The organism is Actinoplanes sp. NPDC026623, from assembly GCF_040638275.1.
Lineage (GTDB): Bacteria > Actinomycetota > Actinomycetes > Mycobacteriales > Micromonosporaceae > Actinoplanes.
This window is the reverse complement of record NZ_JBEZXZ010000027.1, coordinates 19,418-40,820: the sequence shown is the minus strand read 5'-3', so window position 1 is coordinate 40,820 and position 21,403 is coordinate 19,418. Positions and strand designations below refer to the sequence as shown.

Annotated in this window: 20 protein-coding genes; 15 read left to right on the top strand and 5 right to left on the bottom strand. The window is 70.8% G+C overall.

The features are described from left to right. Nucleotides 1-4 precede the first annotated feature (4 nt). From AB0F10_RS11310 to AB0F10_RS11290, 5 genes are all read left to right on the top strand, one after another. Nucleotides 5-1,159, top strand: coding sequence for a glycosyltransferase family 4 protein (locus tag AB0F10_RS11310; RefSeq protein ID WP_360622567.1), 1,155 nt, complete (start codon nt 5-7; stop codon nt 1,157-1,159). A 33-nt stretch (nt 1,160-1,192) separates the two neighbouring features. Beyond that, nucleotides 1,193-1,726: a hypothetical protein gene (locus AB0F10_RS11305; protein WP_360622565.1), complete on the top strand. Its 534-nt coding sequence runs from the start codon at nt 1,193-1,195 to the stop codon at nt 1,724-1,726. A 160-nt stretch (nt 1,727-1,886) separates the two neighbouring features. Then, nucleotides 1,887-2,789, top strand: a complete 903-nt coding sequence (pdxS, locus tag AB0F10_RS11300; RefSeq protein ID WP_360622563.1) for a pyridoxal 5'-phosphate synthase lyase subunit PdxS — start codon at nt 1,887-1,889, stop codon at nt 2,787-2,789. Nucleotides 2,790-2,946: 157 nt separating this feature from the next. Continuing rightward, nucleotides 2,947-3,555: a pyridoxal 5'-phosphate synthase glutaminase subunit PdxT gene (pdxT, locus tag AB0F10_RS11295; RefSeq protein WP_360622561.1), complete on the top strand. Its 609-nt coding sequence runs from the start codon at nt 2,947-2,949 to the stop codon at nt 3,553-3,555. Between the two features lie 23 nt (nt 3,556-3,578). Continuing rightward, nucleotides 3,579-4,334, top strand: a complete 756-nt coding sequence (locus AB0F10_RS11290) for a YebC/PmpR family DNA-binding transcriptional regulator (RefSeq protein ID WP_360622559.1) — start codon at nt 3,579-3,581, stop codon at nt 4,332-4,334. Nucleotides 4,335-4,384: 50 nt separating this feature from the next. Here AB0F10_RS11290 and AB0F10_RS11285 read toward each other — a convergent pair whose 3' ends face one another. The 3 genes from AB0F10_RS11285 to AB0F10_RS11275 form a co-directional block, all read right to left on the bottom strand. Beyond that, nucleotides 4,385-6,775: an excinuclease ABC subunit UvrA gene (locus AB0F10_RS11285; RefSeq protein WP_360622557.1), complete on the bottom strand. Its 2,391-nt coding sequence runs from the start codon at nt 6,773-6,775 to the stop codon at nt 4,385-4,387. 79 nt (nt 6,776-6,854) lie between these two features. Then, nucleotides 6,855-7,211, bottom strand: a complete 357-nt coding sequence (locus AB0F10_RS11280; protein ID WP_360622555.1) for a VOC family protein — start codon at nt 7,209-7,211, stop codon at nt 6,855-6,857. 76 nt (nt 7,212-7,287) lie between these two features. Beyond that, the gene (locus AB0F10_RS11275) at nt 7,288-7,842 is read right to left on the bottom strand and encodes a hypothetical protein (protein WP_360622553.1); all 555 of its coding nucleotides are present in this window, start codon (nt 7,840-7,842) and stop codon (nt 7,288-7,290) included. A gap of 154 nt (nt 7,843-7,996) precedes the next feature. Here AB0F10_RS11275 and ruvC point away from each other — a divergent pair, with 154 nt between their 5' ends. The 8 genes from ruvC to AB0F10_RS11235 all read left to right on the top strand — a co-directional run bounded on the left by ruvC (nt 7,997) and on the right by AB0F10_RS11235 (nt 17,272). Next, entirely contained in the window at nt 7,997-8,527 is a 531-nt protein-coding gene (ruvC, locus tag AB0F10_RS11270) for a crossover junction endodeoxyribonuclease RuvC (protein ID WP_360622551.1), read from the top strand. Continuing rightward, the gene (gene ruvA / locus AB0F10_RS11265; protein ID WP_360622549.1) at nt 8,524-9,126 is read left to right on the top strand and encodes a Holliday junction branch migration protein RuvA; all 603 of its coding nucleotides are present in this window, start codon (nt 8,524-8,526) and stop codon (nt 9,124-9,126) included. Before ruvC ends, ruvA begins: the two co-directional genes overlap by 4 nt. Continuing rightward, nucleotides 9,123-10,190: a Holliday junction branch migration DNA helicase RuvB gene (gene ruvB / locus AB0F10_RS11260; RefSeq protein ID WP_360622547.1), complete on the top strand. Its 1,068-nt coding sequence runs from the start codon at nt 9,123-9,125 to the stop codon at nt 10,188-10,190. Before ruvA ends, ruvB begins: the two co-directional genes overlap by 4 nt. A gap of 173 nt (nt 10,191-10,363) precedes the next feature. After that, nucleotides 10,364-10,720 (top strand): preprotein translocase subunit YajC, encoded by a 357-nt coding sequence (gene yajC, locus AB0F10_RS11255; protein ID WP_360622545.1) that lies wholly within the window; start codon nt 10,364-10,366, stop codon nt 10,718-10,720. Between the two features lie 237 nt (nt 10,721-10,957). Next, entirely contained in the window at nt 10,958-12,853 is a 1,896-nt protein-coding gene (gene secD, locus AB0F10_RS11250) for a protein translocase subunit SecD (protein WP_360622607.1), read from the top strand. Nucleotide 12,854: 1 nt separating this feature from the next. Continuing rightward, a complete protein-coding gene (secF, locus tag AB0F10_RS11245) occupies nt 12,855-14,030 on the top strand; it encodes a protein translocase subunit SecF (RefSeq protein ID WP_360622543.1) in 1,176 nt (391 codons plus the stop codon). Nucleotides 14,031-14,132: 102 nt separating this feature from the next. After that, the gene (locus tag AB0F10_RS11240; protein ID WP_360622541.1) at nt 14,133-14,693 is read left to right on the top strand and encodes an adenine phosphoribosyltransferase; all 561 of its coding nucleotides are present in this window, start codon (nt 14,133-14,135) and stop codon (nt 14,691-14,693) included. Nucleotides 14,694-14,836: 143 nt separating this feature from the next. Next, nucleotides 14,837-17,272: a bifunctional (p)ppGpp synthetase/guanosine-3',5'-bis(diphosphate) 3'-pyrophosphohydrolase gene (locus AB0F10_RS11235; RefSeq protein ID WP_360622539.1), complete on the top strand. Its 2,436-nt coding sequence runs from the start codon at nt 14,837-14,839 to the stop codon at nt 17,270-17,272. Nucleotides 17,273-17,316: 44 nt separating this feature from the next. Here the strand turns inward: AB0F10_RS11235 and AB0F10_RS11230 are convergent, their stop codons facing one another. Beyond that, nucleotides 17,317-18,150, bottom strand: coding sequence for a peptidylprolyl isomerase (locus tag AB0F10_RS11230; RefSeq protein ID WP_360622537.1), 834 nt, complete (start codon nt 18,148-18,150; stop codon nt 17,317-17,319). A gap of 60 nt (nt 18,151-18,210) precedes the next feature. Continuing rightward, nucleotides 18,211-19,101, bottom strand: a complete 891-nt coding sequence (locus tag AB0F10_RS11225) for a peptidylprolyl isomerase (RefSeq protein ID WP_360622535.1) — start codon at nt 19,099-19,101, stop codon at nt 18,211-18,213. Nucleotides 19,102-19,266: 165 nt separating this feature from the next. Here AB0F10_RS11225 and AB0F10_RS11220 point away from each other — a divergent pair, with 165 nt between their 5' ends. Continuing rightward, entirely contained in the window at nt 19,267-19,965 is a 699-nt protein-coding gene (locus AB0F10_RS11220; RefSeq protein WP_360622533.1) for an MBL fold metallo-hydrolase, read from the top strand. Nucleotides 19,966-19,993: 28 nt separating this feature from the next. Beyond that, the gene (gene hisS, locus AB0F10_RS11215; protein ID WP_360622531.1) at nt 19,994-21,328 is read left to right on the top strand and encodes a histidine--tRNA ligase; all 1,335 of its coding nucleotides are present in this window, start codon (nt 19,994-19,996) and stop codon (nt 21,326-21,328) included. The last annotated feature ends 75 nt before the right edge of the window (nt 21,329-21,403 follow it).

The following is a 21,403-nucleotide window of genomic DNA, read 5'->3' as shown; positions in this document are numbered from 1 at the left end:
CGGCGTGCGGATCGGGATCGTCTCGCCGTACTCGTTCGACGTGCCTGGCGGGGTGCAGAACCACATCGTCGACCTCGCCGAGTCCCTGATCGGTCTCGGACACGAGGTCAGCGTGCTGGCGCCCGCCGAGGAGGACGCGGAGCTCCCCGCCTACGTGGTGCCCGCCGGGCGGGCGCTGCCGCTGCCCTACAACGGATCGGTGGCCCGGGTCTCGTTCGGCCCGATCTCGACCGCCCGGGTCCGCCGCTGGCTGGCCCGCGGCAGGTTCGACGTGCTGCACGTCCACGAGCCGCTGACGCCGAGCATCGCCCTGCTCGCGGTGCTCTCCGCGCGCGGGCCGGTGGTGGCGACCTTCCACACCGCGATGATCCGTTCCCGCGCGCTGTCGGCGGCGCAGGGCATGCTCCAGCTGGTGGTCGAGAAGATCACCGCCCGCATCGCGGTCAGCGAGCTGGCCCGCAAGGTGCAGGTCGAGCACCTGGGCGGGGGCGCGGTGGAGATTCCGAACGGCGTCGCGGTGGCGAAGTTCGTCGCGGCCGAGCCCCTGCCGGGGTGGCCCGGCGCGGGCGGGACGCTGGGCTTCCTGGGCCGCTTCACCGAGTCGCGCAAGGGCTTCGAGCTGCTGCGCACGGCGTTCGTCACGCTCGCCCGCGAGCGGCCCGGCCTGCGGCTGCTCGTGGCCGGCCCCGGCGACCGCGCCGAACTCTTCGACGGCATCCCGGCCGAGCTGCACGAGCGCGTCGAGTTCCTGGGGCTGGTGAGCGAGGCGGACAAGGCCAGGATGCTGCGCAGTGTCGACATCTACGTCGCGCCGAACACGGGCGGCGAGAGCTTCGGCATGATCCTCACCGAGGCGATGGCCGCGGGCGCGGCGATCGTGGCGAGCGACCTGGACGCCTTCCGCCGGGTCCTGGACGGCGGCCGGGCCGGCGCGCTCTTCCCGACCGGGGACGCGGCGGCGCTGACGACGCTGCTGGGCGAGCTGCTGGACGACCCGGGCCGCCGGGCGAGCCTGGCGGCGTGCGCCCGCATCACGGTCGAGGCGTTCGACTGGCCGAGTGTGGCCAACCGCATAGTCGAGGTCTACGCCGCGGCCATCGAGGCCACGGACGGCCGGGTCTTCGACGAGGAGTGGGCCGGGCCACGCTCCGGGACGTGACTCGGCGACACACAACCGCACTACGATGCCCGCATGTGGTGGGTCATGGGGGTGCTCGCGGTAGCGGCCGCGTTGTCGGCGTACCTGGTCTGGACGGCCCACCGGGTGGAGCGGGTGCACGTCCGCGCGGCCTCGGCCGGCCGGGCCCTCGACGCCCATCTCCTGCGCCGGGCGGCGGCCGCCGCCGTGGTGGCCGAGCACACCGAGTTCGTCGAGCTCTACGCGGCGGCCCGGCTCGCCCTTGACGCGGAACACGACGAGCGCGAGGTCGCGGAGAACGACCTGACCCGGCAGCTGCAGTCGGTCCGGCTGCCCGCGACGGGCACGGCGACCGACACGCTGGTGGCGACGAGCCGGCGGGTGGCGCTGGCCCGGCAGGTGCACACCGACCTGGTCCGCGACGCGCTGACCGCCCGGGCGCGCCCGCTGGTCCGGCTGCTGCGGATGGCGCGCGGCTACGAGCGGCCCCGTTACTTCGAGATCGCGGACCCGACCCTGGCGGAGCCCGTCGCGGCGGCGCGCGGCCCGGTGCCGGGGCCACCGGTGCCGGTCGAGGCGACCACCTGACGGTTGGCCGCCCAACGGGTGCGCTGGAATGTCGCGTTACCGCATGATCGTCGGATTCCGGATGCCAGTAAGCAGGCCACCGTGGGGTTGATTGGCCATCGGTGGCCCGCGCGGACTCGCCTAAAATCGGGGCAGTCCACCCACCCTGAGGAGTTTCGCTGTGTCCAGCTCTGAGAGCACGTCCGTCACCGGTACCGCCCGCGTCAAGCGGGGGATGGCCGAGATGCTCAAGGGCGGTGTGATCATGGATGTGGTCACCCCGGAGCAGGCCAAGATCGCCGAGGATGCCGGCGCCGTGGCCGTCATGGCCCTCGAGCGGGTGCCCGCCGACATCCGGGCACAGGGCGGCGTGTCGCGGATGAGCGACCCCGACATGATCGACAGCATCATCAACACCGTCTCGATCCCGGTGATGGCCAAGGCCCGGATCGGGCACTTCGTCGAGGCGCAGGTGCTGCAGTCGCTCGGCGTCGACTATGTCGACGAGTCCGAGGTGTTGACCCCGGCCGACTATGCCAACCACATCGACAAGTGGGCCTTCACGGTTCCCTTCGTCTGCGGGGCCACCAACCTCGGCGAGGCGCTGCGCCGGATCACCGAGGGCGCGGCCATGATCCGCTCCAAGGGCGAGGCGGGCACCGGCGACGTCTCCAACGCCACCACGCACATGCGCACCATCCGGGGCGAGATCCGCCGGCTGACCTCGCTGCCCGAGGACGAGCTGTTCGTCGCGGCCAAGGAGCTGCAGGCGCCGTACGAGCTGGTCAAGGAGGTGGCCGCCGCCGGGAAGCTGCCGGTGGTCATGTTCACCGCGGGCGGCATCGCCACCCCGGCCGACGCCGCCATGATGATGCAGCTCGGCGCCGAGGGCGTGTTCGTCGGCTCCGGCATCTTCAAGTCGGGCAACCCCGCACAGCGCGCCGCCGCGATCGTCAAGGCCGTCACCTTCCACGACGACCCCGACGTGATCGCCAAGGTGTCGCGCGGCCTGGGCGAGGCCATGGTCGGCATCAACGTCGAGGAGATTCCGCAGCCGCACCGCCTCGCCGAGCGTGGCTGGTAAGTCACCCAGCAAGATCAAATTCAGCGGTCGTGCCTGATTGCATGGTGCTGACCGTCGCCCGCCGAGGCCGGGCGCAGGGCCCCGAGGAGCTGTCGCTCCAGAACAGGACCCTGCGCCCTTCCTGCTGCGTGATTGGCGAAAACCTATTGAGGGGTTCATGAACATCGGAGTGCTCGCCCTGCAGGGCGACGTGCGGGAACACCTGTCCGCCCTCGCCGAGTGCGACGCCCTGGCTCGGCCGGTGCGCCGGCCCGAGGAACTCGAGCAGATCGACGCCCTGGTCATCCCCGGCGGGGAGTCCACCACGATGAGCAATCTGGCCATCACGTTCGGGCTGCTCGAGCCGATCCGCAAGCGCATCGCCGGGGGCATGCCCGTGTACGGCTCCTGCGCCGGCATGATCATGCTCGCCACCACCGTCCTCGACGGGCGCCCGGACCAGGAGTCCTTCGCGGGCATCGACATGACCGTGCGGCGCAACGCGTTCGGCCGCCAGGTCGACTCGTTCGAGGCCGACGTCCGGATCGAGGACGTGCCCGGCGACGATTTTCACGCCGTTTTCATCCGCGCTCCGTGGGTCGAGGAGGTCGGCGAGGACGTACGCGTAATGGGCCGCGTCACGTCCGGACCCGCCGCCGGTAGGATTGTCGCCGTTCGGCAGGGGAACCTGCTCGCCACGGCTTTCCACCCGGAGCTAACCGGCGACCTCCGCGTCCACCGGTACTTCGTCGACCTGGTCCGCCGGGCCGCAGACGACGCTCGTTAACGCGGTAGACACGGAGGTATCGCATGTCCGGCCACTCAAAGTGGGCGACGACCAAGCACAAGAAGGCCGTCATCGACGCCAAGCGCGGCAAGATGTTCGCCAAGCTGATCAAGAATGTCGAGGTCGCGGCCCGGGTCGGCGGCGGTGACCCGGCCGGCAACCCCACCCTCTACGACGCCATCCAGAAGGCGAAGAAGAGCTCCGTACCGAACGACAACATCGACCGGGCGGTCAAGCGCGGTTCCGGCCTCGAGGCGGGCGGCGCCGACTGGCAGACGATCATGTATGAGGGCTACGGCCCCAACGGCGTCGCGATGCTGATCGAGTGCCTCACCGACAACCGCAACCGCGCGGCGACCGAGGTCCGCACGGCACTGACCCGCAACGGCGGCACGTTCGCCGACGCCGGCTCGGTGTCCTACATGTTCTCCCGCAAGGGCGTCGTGATCGTCCAGAAGGCCGACGGCGTCAGCGAGGACGACCTCATGCTGGCCGTCCTGGACGCGGGCGCCGAGGAGATCAACGACCTCGGCGAGTCGTTCGAGATCGTCAGCGAGCCGACCGACCTGGTCGCGGTCCGCACCGCCCTGCAGGACGCGGGCATGGACTACGACTCGGCCGAATCGTCGCTGGTCCCCAGCATGACGGTCCCGGTCGACGAGGAAGCGGCCCGCAAGGTGTTCAAGCTGATCGACGTCCTCGAGGACTGCGACGACGTCCAGAACATCTTCGCGAACTTCGACATCTCGGACGAGACGCTCGCGCTGCTCGACATGTAGGCGTCGGGCTCCGGCCCACGATCCCAGGATCGTGGGCCGGATTCCGCTTTTCAGGCGCCGACGTATTCCGCGAGGTGCTGGCCGGTGAGGGTCGAGCGGTCGGCGATCAGGTCGGCCGGGGTGCCCTCGAAGACGATCCGGCCGCCGTCGTGGCCGGCGCCGGGCCCGAGGTCGATGATCCAGTCGGCGTGCGCCATGACCGCCTGGTGGTGCTCGATGACGATGACCGACTTACCGGAGTCGACGAGCCGGTCGAGCAGGCCGAGCAGGTTCTCGACGTCGGCGAGGTGCAGGCCGGTCGTCGGCTCGTCGAGGATGTAGACGCCGCCCTTCTCTCCCATCCGGCTGGCCAGCTTCACCCGCTGCCGCTCGCCGCCGGACAGCGTGGTGAGCGGCTGGCCGAGGGTGAGGTAGCCGAGCCCGACGTCGGCGAGCCGGGCGAGGATGGCGTGCGCGGCCGGCGTGCGCGCGTCCCCGGCGCCGAAGAACTCCTCGGCCTCGGTCACCGGCATCGCGAGCACCTCGCTGATGTCCTTGCCGCCGAGGGTGTACTCGAGCACCTCCGCCATGAACCGCTTCCCGTCGCACACCTCGCACACGGTGGACACCCCGGCCATCATCGCCAGGTCCGTGTAGACGACGCCGGCGCCGTTGCAGTTAGGGCACGCGCCCTCGGAGTTGGCGCTGAACAGCGCCGGCTTCACGCCGTTGGCCTTCGCGAAGGCCTTGCGGATCGGCTCGAGCAGCCCCGTGTACGTCGCCGGGTTGCTGCGCCGCGAGCCCTTGATCGCCCCCTGGTCGACGGTCACCACCCCGTCCCGGCCGGCCACCGAGCCCTGGATCAGGGAGCTCTTTCCCGACCCGGCCACGCCGGTCAGCACCGTCAGCACGCCGAGCGGAATGTCGACGTCGACGTTCTGCAGGTTGTTGGTGTCGGCGCCGCGCACCTCCAGCGCCCCCGTCGGCTTGCGCACCGACGGCTTCAGGCTGGCGCGGTCGTCCAGGTGCCGCCCGGTCAGCGTGCCGCTGGCCCGCAGCCCGTCGACGGTGCCCTCGAACACCACCTCGCCGCCCTCGCTGCCGGCGCGCGGGCCGAGGTCGACGACGTGGTCGGCGATCGCGATCGCCTCCGGCTTGTGCTCCACGACCAGCACGGTGTTGCCCTTGTCGCGCAGCTGCAGGAGCAGGTTGTTCATCCGCTGGATGTCGTGCGGGTGCAGCCCGATGGTCGGCTCGTCGAAGACGTAGGTGACGTCGGTGAGCGACGAGCCGAGGTGGCGGATCATCTTGATGCGCTGCGCCTCGCCGCCCGAAAGCGTGCCCGAGGGCCGTTCGAGCGAGAGGTAGCCCAGTCCGATCTCGACGAACGAGTCGAGCAGGTGCCGCAGCGACGCGAGCAGCGGCGCGACGGACGGTTCCTTGAGCGAGCGCAGCCACTCGGCGAGGTCGCTGACCTGCATCGCGCAGGCGTCGGCGATGCTGATCTTGTTGATCTTCGACGACCGGGCCGCCTCGGTCAGCCGGGTGCCGTCGCACTCGGGGCAGGTCGTGAACGTCACCGCCCGCTCCACGAAGGCGCGGATGTGCGGCTGCAGCGAGTCGACGTCCTTGGAGAGCATCGACTTCTGGATCCTCGGGATCAACCCTTCGTAGGTCAGGTTGATGCCCTCGACCTTGATCTTGGTCGGCTCCTTGTGCAGCAGGTCGTTGAGCTCGCGCTTGGTGAACCGACGGATCGGCTTGTCCATGTCGAAGTAGCCGCAGCCGGCGAAGATGCGGCCGTACCAGCCGTCCATGCTGAAGCCCGGGATGGTGAGCGCGCCGCCGTTGAGGGACTTGGTGTCGTCGTAGAGCGCGGTCAGGTCGATGTCGGTGACCGAGCCCCGGCCCTCGCAGCGCGGGCACATTCCGCCGGTGATGCTGAAGCTGCGGCGCTCCTTGACGGTCTGCCCGGCCCGCTCGATGGAGACCGCGCCCGCCCCGCTGATCGACGCGACGTTGAACGAGTAGGCCTGCGGCGAGCCGATGTGCGGCTTGCCGACCCGGCTGAAGAGGATGCGCAGCATCGCGTTGGCGTCGGTGGCGGTGCCCACCGTGGAGCGGGCGTTGGCGCCCATCCGCTCCTGGTCGATGATGATCGCGGTCGTCAGCCCGTCGAGCACGTCGACCTCGGGCCGCGCCAGCGTCGGCATGAAGCCCTGCACGAAGGTGCTGTAGGTCTCGTTGATCATCCGCTGGGACTCCGCGGCGATCGTGCCGAACACCAGTGAACTCTTGCCCGAGCCGGAGACGCCGGTGAAGAACGTCAGCCGGCGCTTCGGTATCTCGACGCTGACGTCCTTCAGGTTGTTGACCCGCGCGCCCTGCACGCGGATCAGATCGTGACTGTCTGCGACGTGCGGCGCGGGCGACAGCGGGTCCGTCCTCGTGGCCTTGCTCATCGTCTCTCTCTTCTGTCGGCCGGGGCCGCCGCTGCTTCCGGCGTCGCCTTGCTCGATCTAACCAGCTTGGTGAGCTCGCTCAGGCGTCCTGGATCAGGCCGAGGACGTTGCCGTCGAGATCGGTGACGGTGGCTACCCGGCGGCCGCCGCCGACGTCGTGCGGCGCCTCCTTCACGGTGGCGCCCGCGGCGGTCACCTCGGCCAGCTTCGCCTCCATGTCCGGCACGTGCAGGTAGGCGACCGGCGAGGTGAGGCCCTGCGGTCCGCCGCCCGGCACCAGGCCGATCTGCTGGCCCGCCACGTCGAACCCGACGTAGTACGGCGAATCGGCCTGCGGCGCCATGCCGAGCAGGGCGGCGTACACGCCCTTGGCCTTCGCCAGATCGGACACGGGATGCAGCACGGTCTTGAATCCTTGCACGGAAGAATCGGTCATGACGGTTACGCTACGTGCGGCCCCGGGCCGGTGCTTCTCGATTCCTGATCAGTCCGGTGGCCGCACCGCGGCCTCGTCAGGTCGGTGCCGAGACCTGCGACATGAACTGGACCAGGTAGCAGATCAGCAGGACGATCCCGCCGCACACCCGGGCGTACCGCCGCCAGACGTAGCGGCGGTAGGCGTGCACCCACGCGATCCCCGCCTCGGCGACCACCTGCGCGTCGGCCCGGTGGGTCGTCGGCAGCAGCGGCGCCAGCCTGCGGGCGACGGTGTCCGCCTGCGGCACGGGGTGCCGCAGCGGCGGCGCGGCGGCGCCGGAGGGTTCCTGCCGGGCGACGGTGACCTCGACCGGGTAGATCTGGTCCTCGCGCCACTGCCGGGTGCGGGCGGCGAGCCGGCGGTCCAGGTATTCGGCGCGTGCGTCCCGGTGGCCGAGGCGGCTGCGCCAGGACAGGCGGCGCCAGTGGCCGGCGAGGTCGGTCAGCACCTCCGTGTAGACCTCGGGCGCGAAGCGTTCGCCGCCGACCAGGCGGGCCGTCTCGCTGCGCAGGGAGGCCAGCCGCCCCGCCACGAACGCGATGAACTCGGCGGGCGGTTCGTCGTCCATCGGCGGAATGAGGTATGCCATGGCGACCTCCCGTACCCATGGTGGGTGCCGCCGGACGCCCCGCGCAAGGCGCAGGTCACGACCGCGGGTGCCGGTACCCCCGTGTGTCGGTGGATACGGCCCGCACCGCAGGTAATAGGGTGTCGAACACACGTCCGAGTCGAGGGGGCTTGCTTTGCGGGTGCTTGGCATCGACCCCGGCCTGACCCGGTGCGGCGTGGGCGTGGTCGAGGGGGTCCCGGGCCGGCCCGGGAAGCTGATCGGCTACTACGTCGTCTACTCGGAGCCCGACGAGGACATCGCCCTGCGCCTGCTGCATCTCGACTCCGCGCTCGGCGAGCTGGTCGCCGAGCACAAGCCGGACAGCGTCGCGGTCGAGCGGGTCTTCAGCCAGCACAACACGCGCACCGTCATGGGCACCGCCCAGGCCAGCGCCATCGCCATCCTGGCCGGGTCGCGGGCCGGGCTGCCGGTGCAGACCTACACGCCCAGCGAGGTCAAGGCCGCCGTCACCGGGTCCGGCACGGCCGGCAAGGCGCAGGTCACCAACATGGTCACCCGGCTGCTCGGGCTCGACGCGCCGCCGCGGCCGGCCGACGCCGCGGACGCGCTCGCCCTGGCCATCTGTCACATCTGGCGCGGCGGAACCCGCGCCCGCATCCAGGCTGCCGCCGCTTCGGCTCGCAGGGGAGGAGTCCGACGATGATCGCCAGCGTGCGCGGCCTGGTGGCCGCGATCGCCAACGACAGCGCCGTCATCGAGGTCGGCGGCGTCGGCATGCAGGTGCAGTGCGCGCCCGCGACGCTCGCCGGGCTCAAGGCCGGCGCCGAGGCCCGGCTGTCGACCAGCCTGGTCGTGCGCGAGGATTCGCTCACCCTGTACGGCTTCGCCGACGACGACGAGAAACGCCTGTTCGAGCTGCTGCAGACCGCCAGCGGGGTAGGGCCGCGGCTGGCGCAGGCCGTGCTCGCCGTGCACCAGCCCGAGGTCGTGCGCCGCGCCATCTCCAGCGGTGACACCGCCGCGCTGACCCGGGTGCCCGGCATCGGCAAGAAGGGCGCCGAGCGCCTGGTCCTGGAGCTTCGCGACCGCATCGGCGCCGTCTCGACCGGCGCCGACGGCGTGGCCGGCGCGCTCAGCGGCGGCTGGCAGGACCAGGTCCGCCAGGGCGTCATCGCGCTCGGCTGGTCCGCGCAGCAGGCCGACCAGGCGGTGGCCGCCGTCGCCGAGACCATCGACGGCGAGGTCCCGGCCGTGCCGGTGCTGCTGCGCCAGGCCATCCGCCTGCTGGGCCGCACGCGATGACCGACGACCCCGGCGACCTGGTCTCCCCGTTCGCGGGGGACGAGGAGCTGGACGCCGAGGCGAGCGTCCGGCCGCGCCGGCTGGCCGACTTCATCGCCCAGCATCGGGTGCGCGACCAGCTGGAACTGCTGCTCAAGGGCGCGATGGGCCGAGGTGCGCCGCCCGATCACATCCTGCTGTCCGGCCCGCCCGGGCTGGGCAAGACGACGCTTGCCAACATCGTGGCGGCGGAGCTCGGCACCGGGATCCGGACCACCAGCGGGCCGGTCATCGAGCGTTCCGGCGATCTCGCCGCCATCCTCACCGGGCTCGCCGAGGGCGACGTGCTCTTCATCGACGAGATCCACCGCATCGCGAAGCCGGCCGAGGAGCTGCTCTACAGCGCGATGGAGGACTTCCGGGTCGACGTGATCGTCGGCAAGGGTCCCGGCGCCACCGCGATCCCGCTGGATGTCGAGCCGTTCACGCTGGTCGGCGCCACCACCCGGGCCGGGCTGCTCTCCGGGCCCATGCGCGACCGCTTCGGTTTCGTCGCGCACCTGGACTTCTACTCGCCCGCCGACCTCGACGCGCTGCTGCACCGCTCCGCGCGCATTCTCGGTGTGCCGATCACGCCCGAGGGCGCCGCGGAGATCGCCGGACGCTCGCGCGGCACGCCGCGCATCGCCAACCGGCTGCTGCGCCGGGTCCGCGACTACGCCGAGGTCCGCGGCGACGGCATCGTCGACGAGGTCACCGCCAAGGCGGCGCTCACCGTCTACGACGTCGATCAGCTCGGGTTGGACCGGCTGGACCGGGCGGTGCTGCGGGCGCTCATCGAGTCGTTCCGGGGCGGCCCGGTCGGCCTCTCCACGCTCGCGGTCGCGGTGGGGGAGCAGTCCGACACCGTCGAGGAGATGTGCGAGCCGTTCCTGGTCCGGGCCGGCCTGCTGGCGCGGACGCCGCGGGGCCGGGTCGCCACCGAGGCCGGCTGGCGGCACCTGGGCCGCAAGCCCCCCGAGGGCCGGGGCGCGCTGCCGAACCAACCCGACCTGTTCGCCCGGGATGCGGAAGCTCCCCCGTAATGTGAACGTGACGCGCGCCGTCCGCCTACTTCCCAGGTAGAGGGATTAGACTCCCCGCCGTTCGAACGGGATTGTGTATATCGCCCCGTCGTGTGCCCTGAGCCGCGCCGGAGGCCCCATGGAAGGTCGTCTTCGTGTTAATCGCAGCTCAAGCGCAGGGCGGCAGCAGCCTCATGCCTCTGCTCCTGATCGTCCTGCTCTTCGGCGTCATGTACTTCATGATGATCCGTCCGCAGCAGAAGCGGCGCCGTGAGGCCCAGCAGATGCAGTCCGCGCTCGGCCCCGGCGACGAGGTCGTGACCATCGGAGGCCTGCACGCGACCGTCGTCTCCGTCGACGACGACGTCGTCACGGTGGAGATCGCGCCCGGCGTCGAGGTCCGCTTCGCCCGCCCGGCCATCGCCCGGGTCGTGAAGTCGGAGTCCGCGGTCGTCCCGGAGCCGGTCGTCGAAGAGCCGGCCGACGACGCCCCGTTCGAGCAGGACGCGATCGAGAGCCCGGTCGTCGAGACCCGCAAGTCCAAGGACTGACGATCCGACGTGCGCGGCCCACCGTTACGGTGGGCCGCGAACGCGAAACACAAACAGGCCGCGGGGCGGGGCAGCCGGGCGGCCCGTTGTTGTGAATAATCGTCGCCGGGCAAATCGGCCGGAACGCCATTTCCGGTTCGAGACGGCCCAGCCCCACACATCCCCAGCGCCGTGCGCTCCCGCCGGCCGAAAAGCACGAGGAGATCGACAGTCGTGGCACGACCACCACAGGGACAGATGCATCCCGGGCGGCAGCTCGCCGTGCTGGGTCTCCTCTTTGTCATCCTCTACTCGCTGGTCTTCTTCGGGCCGGGCGCGGAGGGCAGCTTCACCGACCGGCTGCAGCCCAAGCTGGGGCTCGACCTCATCGGCGGCACCCAGGCGACCTACGTCGCCTCGCTGGAGAGCAACGGGAAGCCGCCGCCGCCCGGCAACATGGAGGAGGCCCGCAAGATCATTGACCAGCGGGTCAACGCGCTCGGCGTCTCCGAGGCCGAGGTCGTCATCGAGGGCAACACCAACATCGTCGTCTCGGTCGCCGGCCAGGCCGACGACCAGCTGAAGAACGTCGGCCAGGCCGCGCAGATGCGCTTCCGCAAGGTGCTCAAGGCGGCCGGCGACAACGCCGCGGTGGCGGTCAACCCGCCGACCGCCAACCCGAGCGCCAGCGCCGCGCCGAACCCGAGCGCCGGCGCCACGCCGAAGGCGAGCACCACCGCGGGCCCGAAGGTCAGCGCCAAGCCGTCGGGCGGCGCCGGCGGCCAGGGCGGCGGCGAGCGGGCACCGAGCCCGAGCGCGTCCGCTCCCGCGGCCGCCCCGTCGGCACCCGCACCGGCGCCCTCCACCTCCGCGGCGGCACCGGCACCGGTCACGGCCGACATCAAGGAGCAGCGCGCCGCCATCGAGAAGAAGGTCGGCGCGACGGCCTGGGCGGCGGCCGAGAAGCTGACCGCGCCGGTCGACCTGCAGACCGACCCGACGGCGGGCCTGCAGTTCAAGGCCTTCAGCACGCTCACCGGCGACGAGGTCAACGCGCTCACGCCGGAGATGCAGTTCAACGTGCCGACGATCAGCTGCGAGCAGCTCGACAAGCGGCCGAACGGCGCGATCGACGCGATCGACAAGCAGGTGGTCGCCTGCCAGAGCGGCGCCAAGATGTTCCTCGACGTCGCGAAGGTCGTCGGCACCGACATCGACAGCGCGACCCCGCAGCTGGACCAGCAGCAGGGCCAGTGGGTCGTCTCGCTCGAGTTCACCTCCGACGGCCAGAAGAAGTGGACCGCGCTGACCCGGGAGGCCTTCCAGCCGGCGGCGGACGACCCCTGTCTGACCGCGGCACAGGCGCTGTCGACCGGAGCGACGCACTGCCTCGTGGCGGTCGTCCTCGACAAGGAGGTCATCTCGGCCCCCGAGATCCAGGGCGTGCTGTCCGGCCAGTCGCAGATCACCGGCCAGTTCGACGCGAAGAGCGCCAAGGAACTCGCCGACCAGATCACCTACGGCGCGCTGCCGGTCACCTTCCGGGCCGACGCGACCCAGTCGGTCTCGGCGACGCTCGGCAAGAAGCAGCTCCAGGCGGGCCTGCTCGCCGCCGCGATCGGCATGGGGCTGGTCGCGATCTACGCGTTCTTCTACTACCGCCTGCTGGGCACGGTCATCTTCCTGAGCCTGCTCCTGTCCGGCATGCTCACCTTCGGTGCCCTGGTGGTGCTGGGCCGCACCACGGGCTTCACCCTGACCCTGGCGGGCATCGCGGGCTTCATCGTCTCGCTGGGCGTCGCGGCGGACTCGTTCGTCATCTACTTCGAACGGCTCAAGGACGAGATCCACGAGGGGCGCAGCGCGCGTGCCGCCGTACCCCGGGCCTGGGTCCGCGCGCGGCGTACCATCATTTCCGCCAACACCATCACGATCATGGCCGCGGTGGTGCTCTACATCGTGTCGATCGGCGCGGTGAAGGGCTTCGCCTTCGCGCTGGGCCTGTCGACGATCCTGGACCTCGTCGTGGTGTTCCTGTTCCGGCATCCGATCATGACGATGTTCGCCAACACGAAGGCGTTCATGTCGCCGCGGGTCAGCGGCCTCGGCCGCGCCATGAAGCAGCGTGTCTCGACCGACGTCAAGGAGGCCTGACATGGCCAGCAAGGGTCTTGCCGATCGCCTTTATCTCGGCGAGGCGAACCTGAACATCGTCGGCCGCCGCAAGATGTGGTTCGGCATCTTCGGCGCGCTGCTGCTGATCGCCATCGGCAGCTTCGCCCTGCGCGGGTTCGAGCTGGGCATCGAGTTCGCCGGTGGCACGCAGTTCGTGATCCCGGCGAGCGTCGGCACCCAGGCCGAGGCGCAGAGCGCGGTGGGCCGGGCGGTCGAGACCGCCGGTGTCGCCGAGGCCGCGGGCATCGGCGCCGCGCAGCAGGTCGGCAAGGGCGGCGACGCCGTCTACACCGTCCGCACGGCCGCGCTGAGCCAGGACGAGTCGACCGCGGTGAAGAACGCCCTGGTCGCCGACCTGAAGGTGTCGCCGGACGACATCAGCGACAACCGGGTCTCCGCGGCCTGGGGCGACCAGGTCACCCAGCAGGCGCTGCTCGGCCTCGGCATCTTCCTGGTGCTGGTGCTCGGCTACCTGGTGGTGCGCTTCGAATGGCGGATGGCGGTCGCGGCGGTGATGTCGCTGCTGATCGACCTGGTGCTGACGGCGGGCGTGTATTCGCTGGTCGGCTTCGAGGTGACGCCGTCGACCGTGATCGGCTTCCTGACCATCCTCGGCTTCTCGCTCTATGACGTGGTCGTGGTGTTCGACAAGGTCCAGGAGAACACCCGCGGCATCACGGGCGGCACCACCCAGACCTACAGCGAGGCGACCAACCTCGCGGTCAACCAGACCCTGATGCGCTCGATCAACACCGGCCTGGTGGCGCTGCTGCCGGTCGGCGGCCTGCTCTTCATCGGTGCCGGCCTGCTCGGCGCCGGCTCGCTGAAGGACCTCGGCCTGGTGCTCTTCGTCGGCATGGGCCTCGGCGTCGCCTCCTCGATCCTGTTCGCGGCGCCGATGCTGGCGGAGCTCAAGGACCGGGAGCCCCGGATCAAGTCGCACAACGCCCGGGTCCTGGCCCGGCGGTCCGCGGCCCGCTCCGGCGATGTGGCCCGCACCGACCGCGCCCGCTCCGGCGGCGCCGGTGAGTCCGAGGAGGCGCCGGCGCTCGCCGGTTCCACTCCGCGGCCCGGCGCGCGCCCGGCCGCCAAGCGGGGCACCACCCGCAGCGGCGGCGCGGGCAACCGCCCCAGCGGCGGCCAGAAGCGCCGCTGATCCATCGAGGTCGAGGACGGCCCGCCACCGCTTCGGTGGCGGGCCGTCGGCATGTCAGGTGGTGTTCTGCCGGCCGGCAGGACACCACCTAAGCTGTGGCGCGTGACTGAGACTCAAGAGGTACGCGGGGACAGCGGTCCCCGGGCCGCCGCTCTCGTGGCGAGCCGGGTGGTGGACGTGCCCGACTTCCCCAAGCCCGGCATTCTCTTCAAGGACCTGATGCCGCTGTTCGCCGACGGGGCGGTCTTCCGGCAGGTCATCGACGAGATCGTGGCGCACCACGGCGCGGATTCGTTCGACGTGGTCGCGGGCGTCGAGGCGCGCGGCTTCGTGGTCGCGGCGGCGATCGCGTACGCGACCGGCAAGGGCGTCGTGCCGGTGCGCAAGGCCGGCAAGCTGCCCCGCAGGACCCACTCCGTCTCGTACGCCCTGGAGTACGGCGAGGCGACCATCGAGGTGCACGAGGACGCGTTCACGGCCGGCCAGCGGGTGCTGGTGGTGGACGACGTCCTGGCCACCGGAGGCACCGCCGTGGCGGCCCTCGACCTGGTCGAGCGGGCCGGCGGCACCGTCGCGGGTTTCACGGTCCTGATGGAGCTGGGCTTCCTGGATGGGCGCGGGAGACTGGCGGCGCGTGAGGTCCATGCGCTATTGACCGTTTGATCCTTGTACGACCCGTACGGTGGCACTCTTTCGGAGGTTCGGGCCAGGCATCGTGGGTAGGCCGGACAGGTAGGATGGCGTTTTCAACCAGGTGAGCAACGTTACGGACCGCAGTGGTCCCAGGCGATGGTGTGAGGAGGCCGGTGTCCAGCGACGTCGCCCCGCAGGCTGAGGGCACGGTGCAACCGACCGGCGCAGGCGCCTCGGAGCGGGCGGCACAGGCCCCCAGGTCCGAGACGCCGGTGCCCGGGGAGACGCACGACATCGAGACCACCCAGCCGCTCTCTCCCGCGGATGACCCCGGCACCGGCTTCGGTCTGGCCAGCGCGCCCACGGGCCGCCGGGTCCGGGCCCGGCTGGCGCGCTTCAACGCGCCCTGGCAGAGCACGCAGGTCAGCGAGGTCCTCGAGCCCCTGATCGCCACCCACCGGGCCAGCCACCCCAAGGCGGACGGCCGGGCGCTGCAGCGCGCCTTCGACGTGGCCGCGCGCTGGCACTCGGGGCAATACCGCAAGTCGGGCGACCCCTACATCACCCACCCGCTCGCGGTCGCCACGATCCTGGCCAACCTGGGCATGGACACCACGACGCTGGTGGCCGCGCTGCTGCACGACACGATCGAGGACACCGACTACGGGCTCGAGCAGATGAAGGCCGACTTCGGCGGCGAGGTCGCGCTGCTGGTCGACGGCGTGACGAAGCTCGACCGGGTCAAGCTCGGCGACGCCGCCAAGGCCGAGACGATCCGCAAGATGGTCGTCGCGATGGCCAAGGACCCCCGGGTGCTGGTCATCAAGCTGGCCGACCGGCTGCACAACATGCGCACCCTGACCTTCCTGCCGAGGCCCAAGCAGGAGCAGAAGGCCAAGGAGACGCTGGAGATCCTCGCCCCGCTGGCGCACCGCCTCGGCATGAACACGATCAAGTGGGAGCTCGAGGACCTGGCGTTCGGGACGCTGTTCCCGAAGCGGTTCGAGGAGATCAACCGCCTGATCGGCGAGCACCAGCCGCAGCGCGAGGCGCTGCTGCGCCAGGTGACCCAGCGGGTCCAGCTCGACCTCAAGTCGGCGAAGATCAAGGCGGAGACCACCGGCCGCCCGAAGCACCTCTACTCGATCTATCAGAAGATGATCGTGCGGGGCCGCGACTTCAACGACATCTACGACCTGGTCGGCGTCCGCATCCTGGTCGACACGGTCCGCGACTGCTATGCCGCGCTGGGCGTCATCCACGCGAACTGGCAGCCGGTGCCGGGCCGGTTCAAGGACTACATCGCGATGCCGAAGTTCAACATGTACCAGTCGTTGCACACGACGGTCATCGGCCCGACCGGCAAGCCGGTCGAGATGCAGATCCGGACCTTCGCGATGCACCGCACCGCGGAGTTCGGCATCGCCGCGCACTGGAAGTACAAGGAGCAGAAGGGCGCCACGATCGTCGGCCCGCCCGCGCACATCGACGAGATGACGTGGCTGCGGCAGCTGCTGGACTGGCAGCGCGAGGCGAGCGACCCGAGCGAGTTCCTGGACGCGCTGCGCTTCGACCTGTCCAGCCAGGAGGTGTACGTCTTCACCCCCAAGGGCGACGTCATCCCGCTGCCGACCGGCTCGACGCCTGTTGACTTCGCCTACGCGGTGCATACCGAGGTCGGCCACAAGACCATCGGCGCCCGGGTCAACGGCAAGCTGGTGCCGCTCGAGTCGACGCTGTCCAACGGCGACGTCATCGAGATCTTCACGTCGAAGTCCGCGACGGCCGGCCCGACCCAGGACTGGCTGGGCTTCGTCAAGAGCCCGCGGGCCCGCACCAAGATCCGGCAGTACTTCAACAAGGAACGCCGCGAGGAAGCGATCGAGGACGGCAAGGAGGCGATCGTCAAGGCGATGCGCAAGCAGGGCCTGCCCCTGCAGCGCATGCTGACGAGCGACAACCTGACGACCATCGCCCGCGACCTGCACCTGGCCGACGTCGCCTCGCTCTACGCGGCGGTCGGCGAGAGCGCGGTGTCGGCCCAGTCGGTCGTGCAGAAGCTCGTCGCCGGCTTCGGCGGCGAGGAGGGCGCGGTCGAGGACATCGCCGAGACCGCCGTCGCGACCCGGCCGCCGCGCAACCGCAGCACCGCGCAGGACCCGGGCGTGGTGGTCAAGGACGTCAGCGACGTCTGGGTCAAGCTGGCCCGCTGCTGCACCCCGGTGCCGGGCGACGTCGTCTTCGGCTTCGTGACCCGCTCCGGCGGCGTCAGCGTGCACCGGGAGGACTGCGCCAACGCGGAGGACCTGCGGGAGCAGAGCGAGCGGGTGGTCGAGGTCAGCTGGAAGCCGACCTCCGCCTCGACGTTCCTGGTGGCCATCCAGGTGGAGGCGCTCGACCGGCACAAGCTGCTCGCCGACGTGACCCGGGTGCTCTCCGAGGAGCGGGTCAACATCCTCTCCGCGACGGTCACCACCACCCGCGACCGGGTGGCGGTCAGCCGCTTCACCTTCGAGATGGCCGACCCGAAGCACCTCGGTCACCTGGTCGCCGCGGTGCGCAAGGTGGACGGCGTCTTCGACGCCTACCGCGTCACCTCAGGGGCGTGAAAAAGGGCGGGCCGTCACCGGCCCGCCCTCTCAAACCGCTCTGATCAGGCCGCGGCCATCGTCAGCGTCTTGATGGTGATCTCCTTCTTGGGGTGACCGTCACCCTTGCCGTTGGCGTTGTCGGTGCCCGCCTTGGCCACGCTCTCGACGATGTCCATGCCCTTGCTGATGGTGCCGAGGACGGTGTAATCCGGCGGCAGGTCGGTGTCCTCGTAGACGATGAAGAACTGGCTGCCCGTGCTGCTGGGCGCCGAGGTCTTGGCCATCGCGATGGTGCCCTTGGGGTACGCCGGCTTGGCGTTGACCGGGAGGTTCTCCTCCGCGTAGCGGAAGCTGGGCCCGCCGGAGCCGTCGCTCTCGCGCCAGCCCTTGCCGGTCGCGGTCGGGTCGCCGCACTGCAGCACCTTGATGCCCTCGGTGGTGAGCCGGTGGCACTTGGTGTTGTCCCAGAACTGCTTGCTCGCCAGGTAGGTGAAGGCCCCCGCGGTGCAGGGCGCCTTGGCCTGGTCGACATCGGCGGTGATCGCGCCGAGGTTGGTGTCCATGGTCATCGTGGCCTTGCCGACGTTCGGGACGTTCGGCGGGGGAGTGCCGACGTCCTTGACCTTGGCCCCGGTGCTGCCGTCCTCCGGGATCCAGGTGCACGCCACGGTGCCGGCCGGCGGCGCGGACGCGGCGTCGGCCGACTTCTTGTCATCGTCGTTGCCGAGCGCGGCGACGATCCACACCGCGGCGCCCGCGATCACGACAATCGCGAGAGCCGAGCCGATAATGGCCTGACGCTGCCGGCGCTTGCGCGCGGCACTGGCGCGCTCGGCCATCTCCTTCTCCAGCCGGGCCCGCGCCGCCGCGCGCTGCCGGTCCTTGATCGACGACACGGTGTTCCTCCTGTATGCCTCGGTGCGGTGAGGGGATGTCGGTACGGGTCTGATCGGAACTCAGGACTGGCGCGAGGCCGAGGGGTCGGCCGAGGGGACATCGGCGGGCCCGGCACTGGGCTCGCCGACGGTGATGCTCTTGACGGTGATCTTGTCCTTCGGTGTGACCTTGTCGCCCGCGCTGTTCGCCACGGTGGCGACCTTGCTCAACTCGGTGACGGTCGCCATGCCCCCGGTGACCGTTCCGACGATCGGGTACTGCGGTTCCGCCTTCGGGGTGAAGTCCTTGAAGAAGATCAGGAACTGGCTGCCGTTGGCGCCGGGCGGATTGCCGATCAGCGCCACGGTGCCCCTGGGGTAGAGCGGCGCGGCCGGCGGCGCCGCCGGGCTGGACGAGGCGCTCGGCGCGGGCGCCGGGGGCGCCACCGGCACGTTCTCGTTGTAGACGGTGTAGGACGGGCCGCCCTGACCCGTGCCGCTGGGGTCGCCGCAGCGGATCGCGCCCTCGGCCGTGATCTCGTGGCAGGTCGTGTTGTCGTAGAACATCTTGGACGCCAGGTAGGTCAGGCTGGCGGCGCTGCACGTCGAACTCGCCAGGTCCAGGCTGACCACGATCGGAGCACCCTTGTCGGTGGTGATCGTCATCGGCCGGGTGCCGGCGGTCGGCAGACCCGTCGTCGGCGGCTCGCCCACGTCCTTGAGTTCGGGGTTCGACTCGGTGTTCTGCGGGGTCCACGCGCACTGATCGGAGGCGGTCGTGTCGACGGGCTCGTCGTCGTCGAACGCGCCACCCAGCCACGCCACGCCACCCACGATCAGGACGAGCGCCAGGGCAGCGCCGAGCCCGGCCTGGATCTGCCGGCGTCGACGCTGCTTGCCCGCTCGGCGCGCCAGCTGCCGGTCGAGCTTCTCCCGCGCCAGTTTCCGCGCCCTGTCCTTGCTGGAAGCCACCGAGTGCTCCCCTTCCTTAAACTCTTGTCCAGTGCGCCACGCCACACGCCCGCAAGAGTGTACGGGTAGCCGCTGGGAAAGTGGTGTGCGAGGTTCCGTCACGGTGTGTACGGTGCGTCCCACTAGGCTTGCGGGTGAAGATGGACCGCTAGAGAGGGGTGCGGAGTGCTCGTCACCGGCTTTCCGGCCGAGGCCTTCGGCACCAACTGCTACGTGGTGGCCGCGGGCCCCGGCGAGCAGTGTCTGGTCGTCGACCCGGGCATCGGCGTGCTCGACCGCCTCGACGAGGTGCTGGCCGAGTACCGGCTGCACCCGGCCGCGGTCCTGCTGACGCACGGCCACCTCGACCACACGTTCTCGGTCGCGCCCGTCTGCGGCGCCCGCGGGATCACCGCGTACGTGCACCCGGCGGACCGGGAGATGCTCGCCGACCCGTCCAAGGGGCTGAGCATGGACCTGAGCTCGCTGTTCGGCGGTCGGCTGCCCTACACCGAGCCCGAGGACGTCGCCGAGCTGACCGACGGTGCCACGCTGACCCTCGCGGGGCTGGAGATCATCGTCGACCACGCGCCCGGCCATACCGGCGGGTCGGTGCTCTTCCGGTTGCCCGGCGAGGGCTCGCCGTGGGAGGCGGAGCAGATCTGCCTCTCCGGTGACGTGCTCTTCGCCGGCTCCATCGGGCGTACCGACCTGCCGGGCGGCAGCACCGACACGATGATGGCCAGCCTGCGGGACAAGATCCTGCCGCTGGCCGACGACACCGTCGTCCTGCCCGGCCACGGACCCGAAACGACCATCGGCCGCGAGCGCCGGGGGAACCCGTACCTGCGGGAACTGACCGCCGCGCCCGGCCGGGGCCTCTGAGACTTTCCCCGCGAGGAGAACGAGCACCATGAGCAAGCCCACGCCCATCTCCGGCTTCCCGGAGTGGCTGCCCGCCCAGCGGATGATCGAGCAGAACGTCGTCGAGCGGATCCGCGCGACCTTCGAGCTCTACGGCTTCGCGCCGCTGGAGACCCGGGCCGTCGAGCCGCTGGACCAGTTGCTGCGCAAGGGTGAGACCTCCAAGGAGGTCTACGTCCTGCGCCGCCTGCAGGAGGACCCGGCGGCGACGCGGAGCGACGACTCGCTCGGCCTGCACTTCGACCTGACCGTGCCGTTCGCCCGCTTCGTGCTGGAGAACTCGGGCCGGTTGCAGTTCCCGTTCCGGCGCTACCAGATCCAGAAGGTCTGGCGCGGCGAGCGGCCGCAGGAGGGCCGCTACCGCGAGTTCGTGCAGGCCGACATCGACGTCGTCGACCGCGACAACCTGCCGTTCCACTACGACACCGAGATGCCGCTGGTGATCGGGGACGCCTTCGCGTCGCTGCCCATCCCGCCGGTGACGATCCAGGTCAACAACCGCAAGGTCTGCGAGGGCTTCTACCGCGGCCTGGGCCTGGAGGATCCCGACCAGGTGCTGCGGACGATCGACCGGCTCGACAAGATCGGCCCGGAGAAGGTTGCGGCTCTGCTGGTGGAGACCGCGGGGGCGACGGACGCGCAGGCGGCGGCCTGCCTGCGGCTGGCGTCGATCTCCACCGCCGACGCGTCCTTCGTGGACGCGGTACGCGCCCTCGGCGTCGACAACCCGCTGCTGGACGAGGGCCTCGAGGAGCTGGCCGGCGTCGTCGAGGCGGCGAGCGAGCACGCGCCGGGGCTGGTCCGGGCGGAGCTGAAGATCGCCCGCGGGCTCGACTACTACACCGGCACGGTCTACGAGACGCAGCTGCAGGGGTACGAGCGGTTCGGCTCGATCTGCTCCGGTGGCCGCTACGAAAATCTGGCGACGTCGGGCAACGAGCGCTTCCCGGGCGTGGGCATCTCGATCGGGGTGACCCGGATGCTCGGCCTGCTCTTCGGCAGGAACGCCCTCGATGCCTCGCGCAGCGTGCCGACCTGCGTGGTGGTGGCGTTGCCGGCCGAGGAGCAGCGCGGTGTCTGTGACCGGATCGCGCGGGCGCTGCGCGGCCGCGGCATCAGCACCGAGGTGGCGCCGTCGGCGGCGAAGTTCGGCAAGCAGATCCGCTTCGCGGAGCGTCGCGGCATCCCGTACGTCTGGTTCCCGGGCGTGGACGGCGCGGCGGACACGATCAAGGACATCCGCTCGGGCGAGCAGGTGGAGGCTGACGCCGCCACCTGGCAGCCGCCGGCCGAGGACCTGCGCCCGCTGATCTCCAAGGCCTGATCGCCTCCCGGCCGTGACCGGGCACCCGGTCTGACCGTCGTCAATGGACGGCCCGCGTCTCGCGGGCCGTCCACT

Coding starts and splice junctions, on each gene's coding strand:
- AB0F10_RS11305 (WP_360622565.1), top strand. CDS start 1,193: ATGTGGTGGGTCATGGGGGTGCTCGCGGTAGCGGCCGCGTTGTCGGCG.
- pdxT (WP_360622561.1), top strand. CDS start 2,947: ATGAACATCGGAGTGCTCGCCCTGCAGGGCGACGTGCGGGAACACCTG.
- AB0F10_RS11290 (WP_360622559.1), top strand. CDS start 3,579: ATGTCCGGCCACTCAAAGTGGGCGACGACCAAGCACAAGAAGGCCGTC.
- AB0F10_RS11285 (WP_360622557.1), bottom strand. CDS start 6,775: ATGAGCAAGGCCACGAGGACGGACCCGCTGTCGCCCGCGCCGCACGTC.
- AB0F10_RS11280 (WP_360622555.1), bottom strand. CDS start 7,211: ATGACCGATTCTTCCGTGCAAGGATTCAAGACCGTGCTGCATCCCGTG.
- AB0F10_RS11275 (WP_360622553.1), bottom strand. CDS start 7,842: ATGGCATACCTCATTCCGCCGATGGACGACGAACCGCCCGCCGAGTTC.
- ruvA (WP_360622549.1), top strand. CDS start 8,524: ATGATCGCCAGCGTGCGCGGCCTGGTGGCCGCGATCGCCAACGACAGC.
- ruvB (WP_360622547.1), top strand. CDS start 9,123: ATGACCGACGACCCCGGCGACCTGGTCTCCCCGTTCGCGGGGGACGAG.
- yajC (WP_360622545.1), top strand. CDS start 10,364: ATGCCTCTGCTCCTGATCGTCCTGCTCTTCGGCGTCATGTACTTCATG.
- secD (WP_360622607.1), top strand. CDS start 10,958: ATGCATCCCGGGCGGCAGCTCGCCGTGCTGGGTCTCCTCTTTGTCATC.
- secF (WP_360622543.1), top strand. CDS start 12,855: ATGGCCAGCAAGGGTCTTGCCGATCGCCTTTATCTCGGCGAGGCGAAC.
- hisS (WP_360622531.1), top strand. CDS start 19,994: ATGAGCAAGCCCACGCCCATCTCCGGCTTCCCGGAGTGGCTGCCCGCC.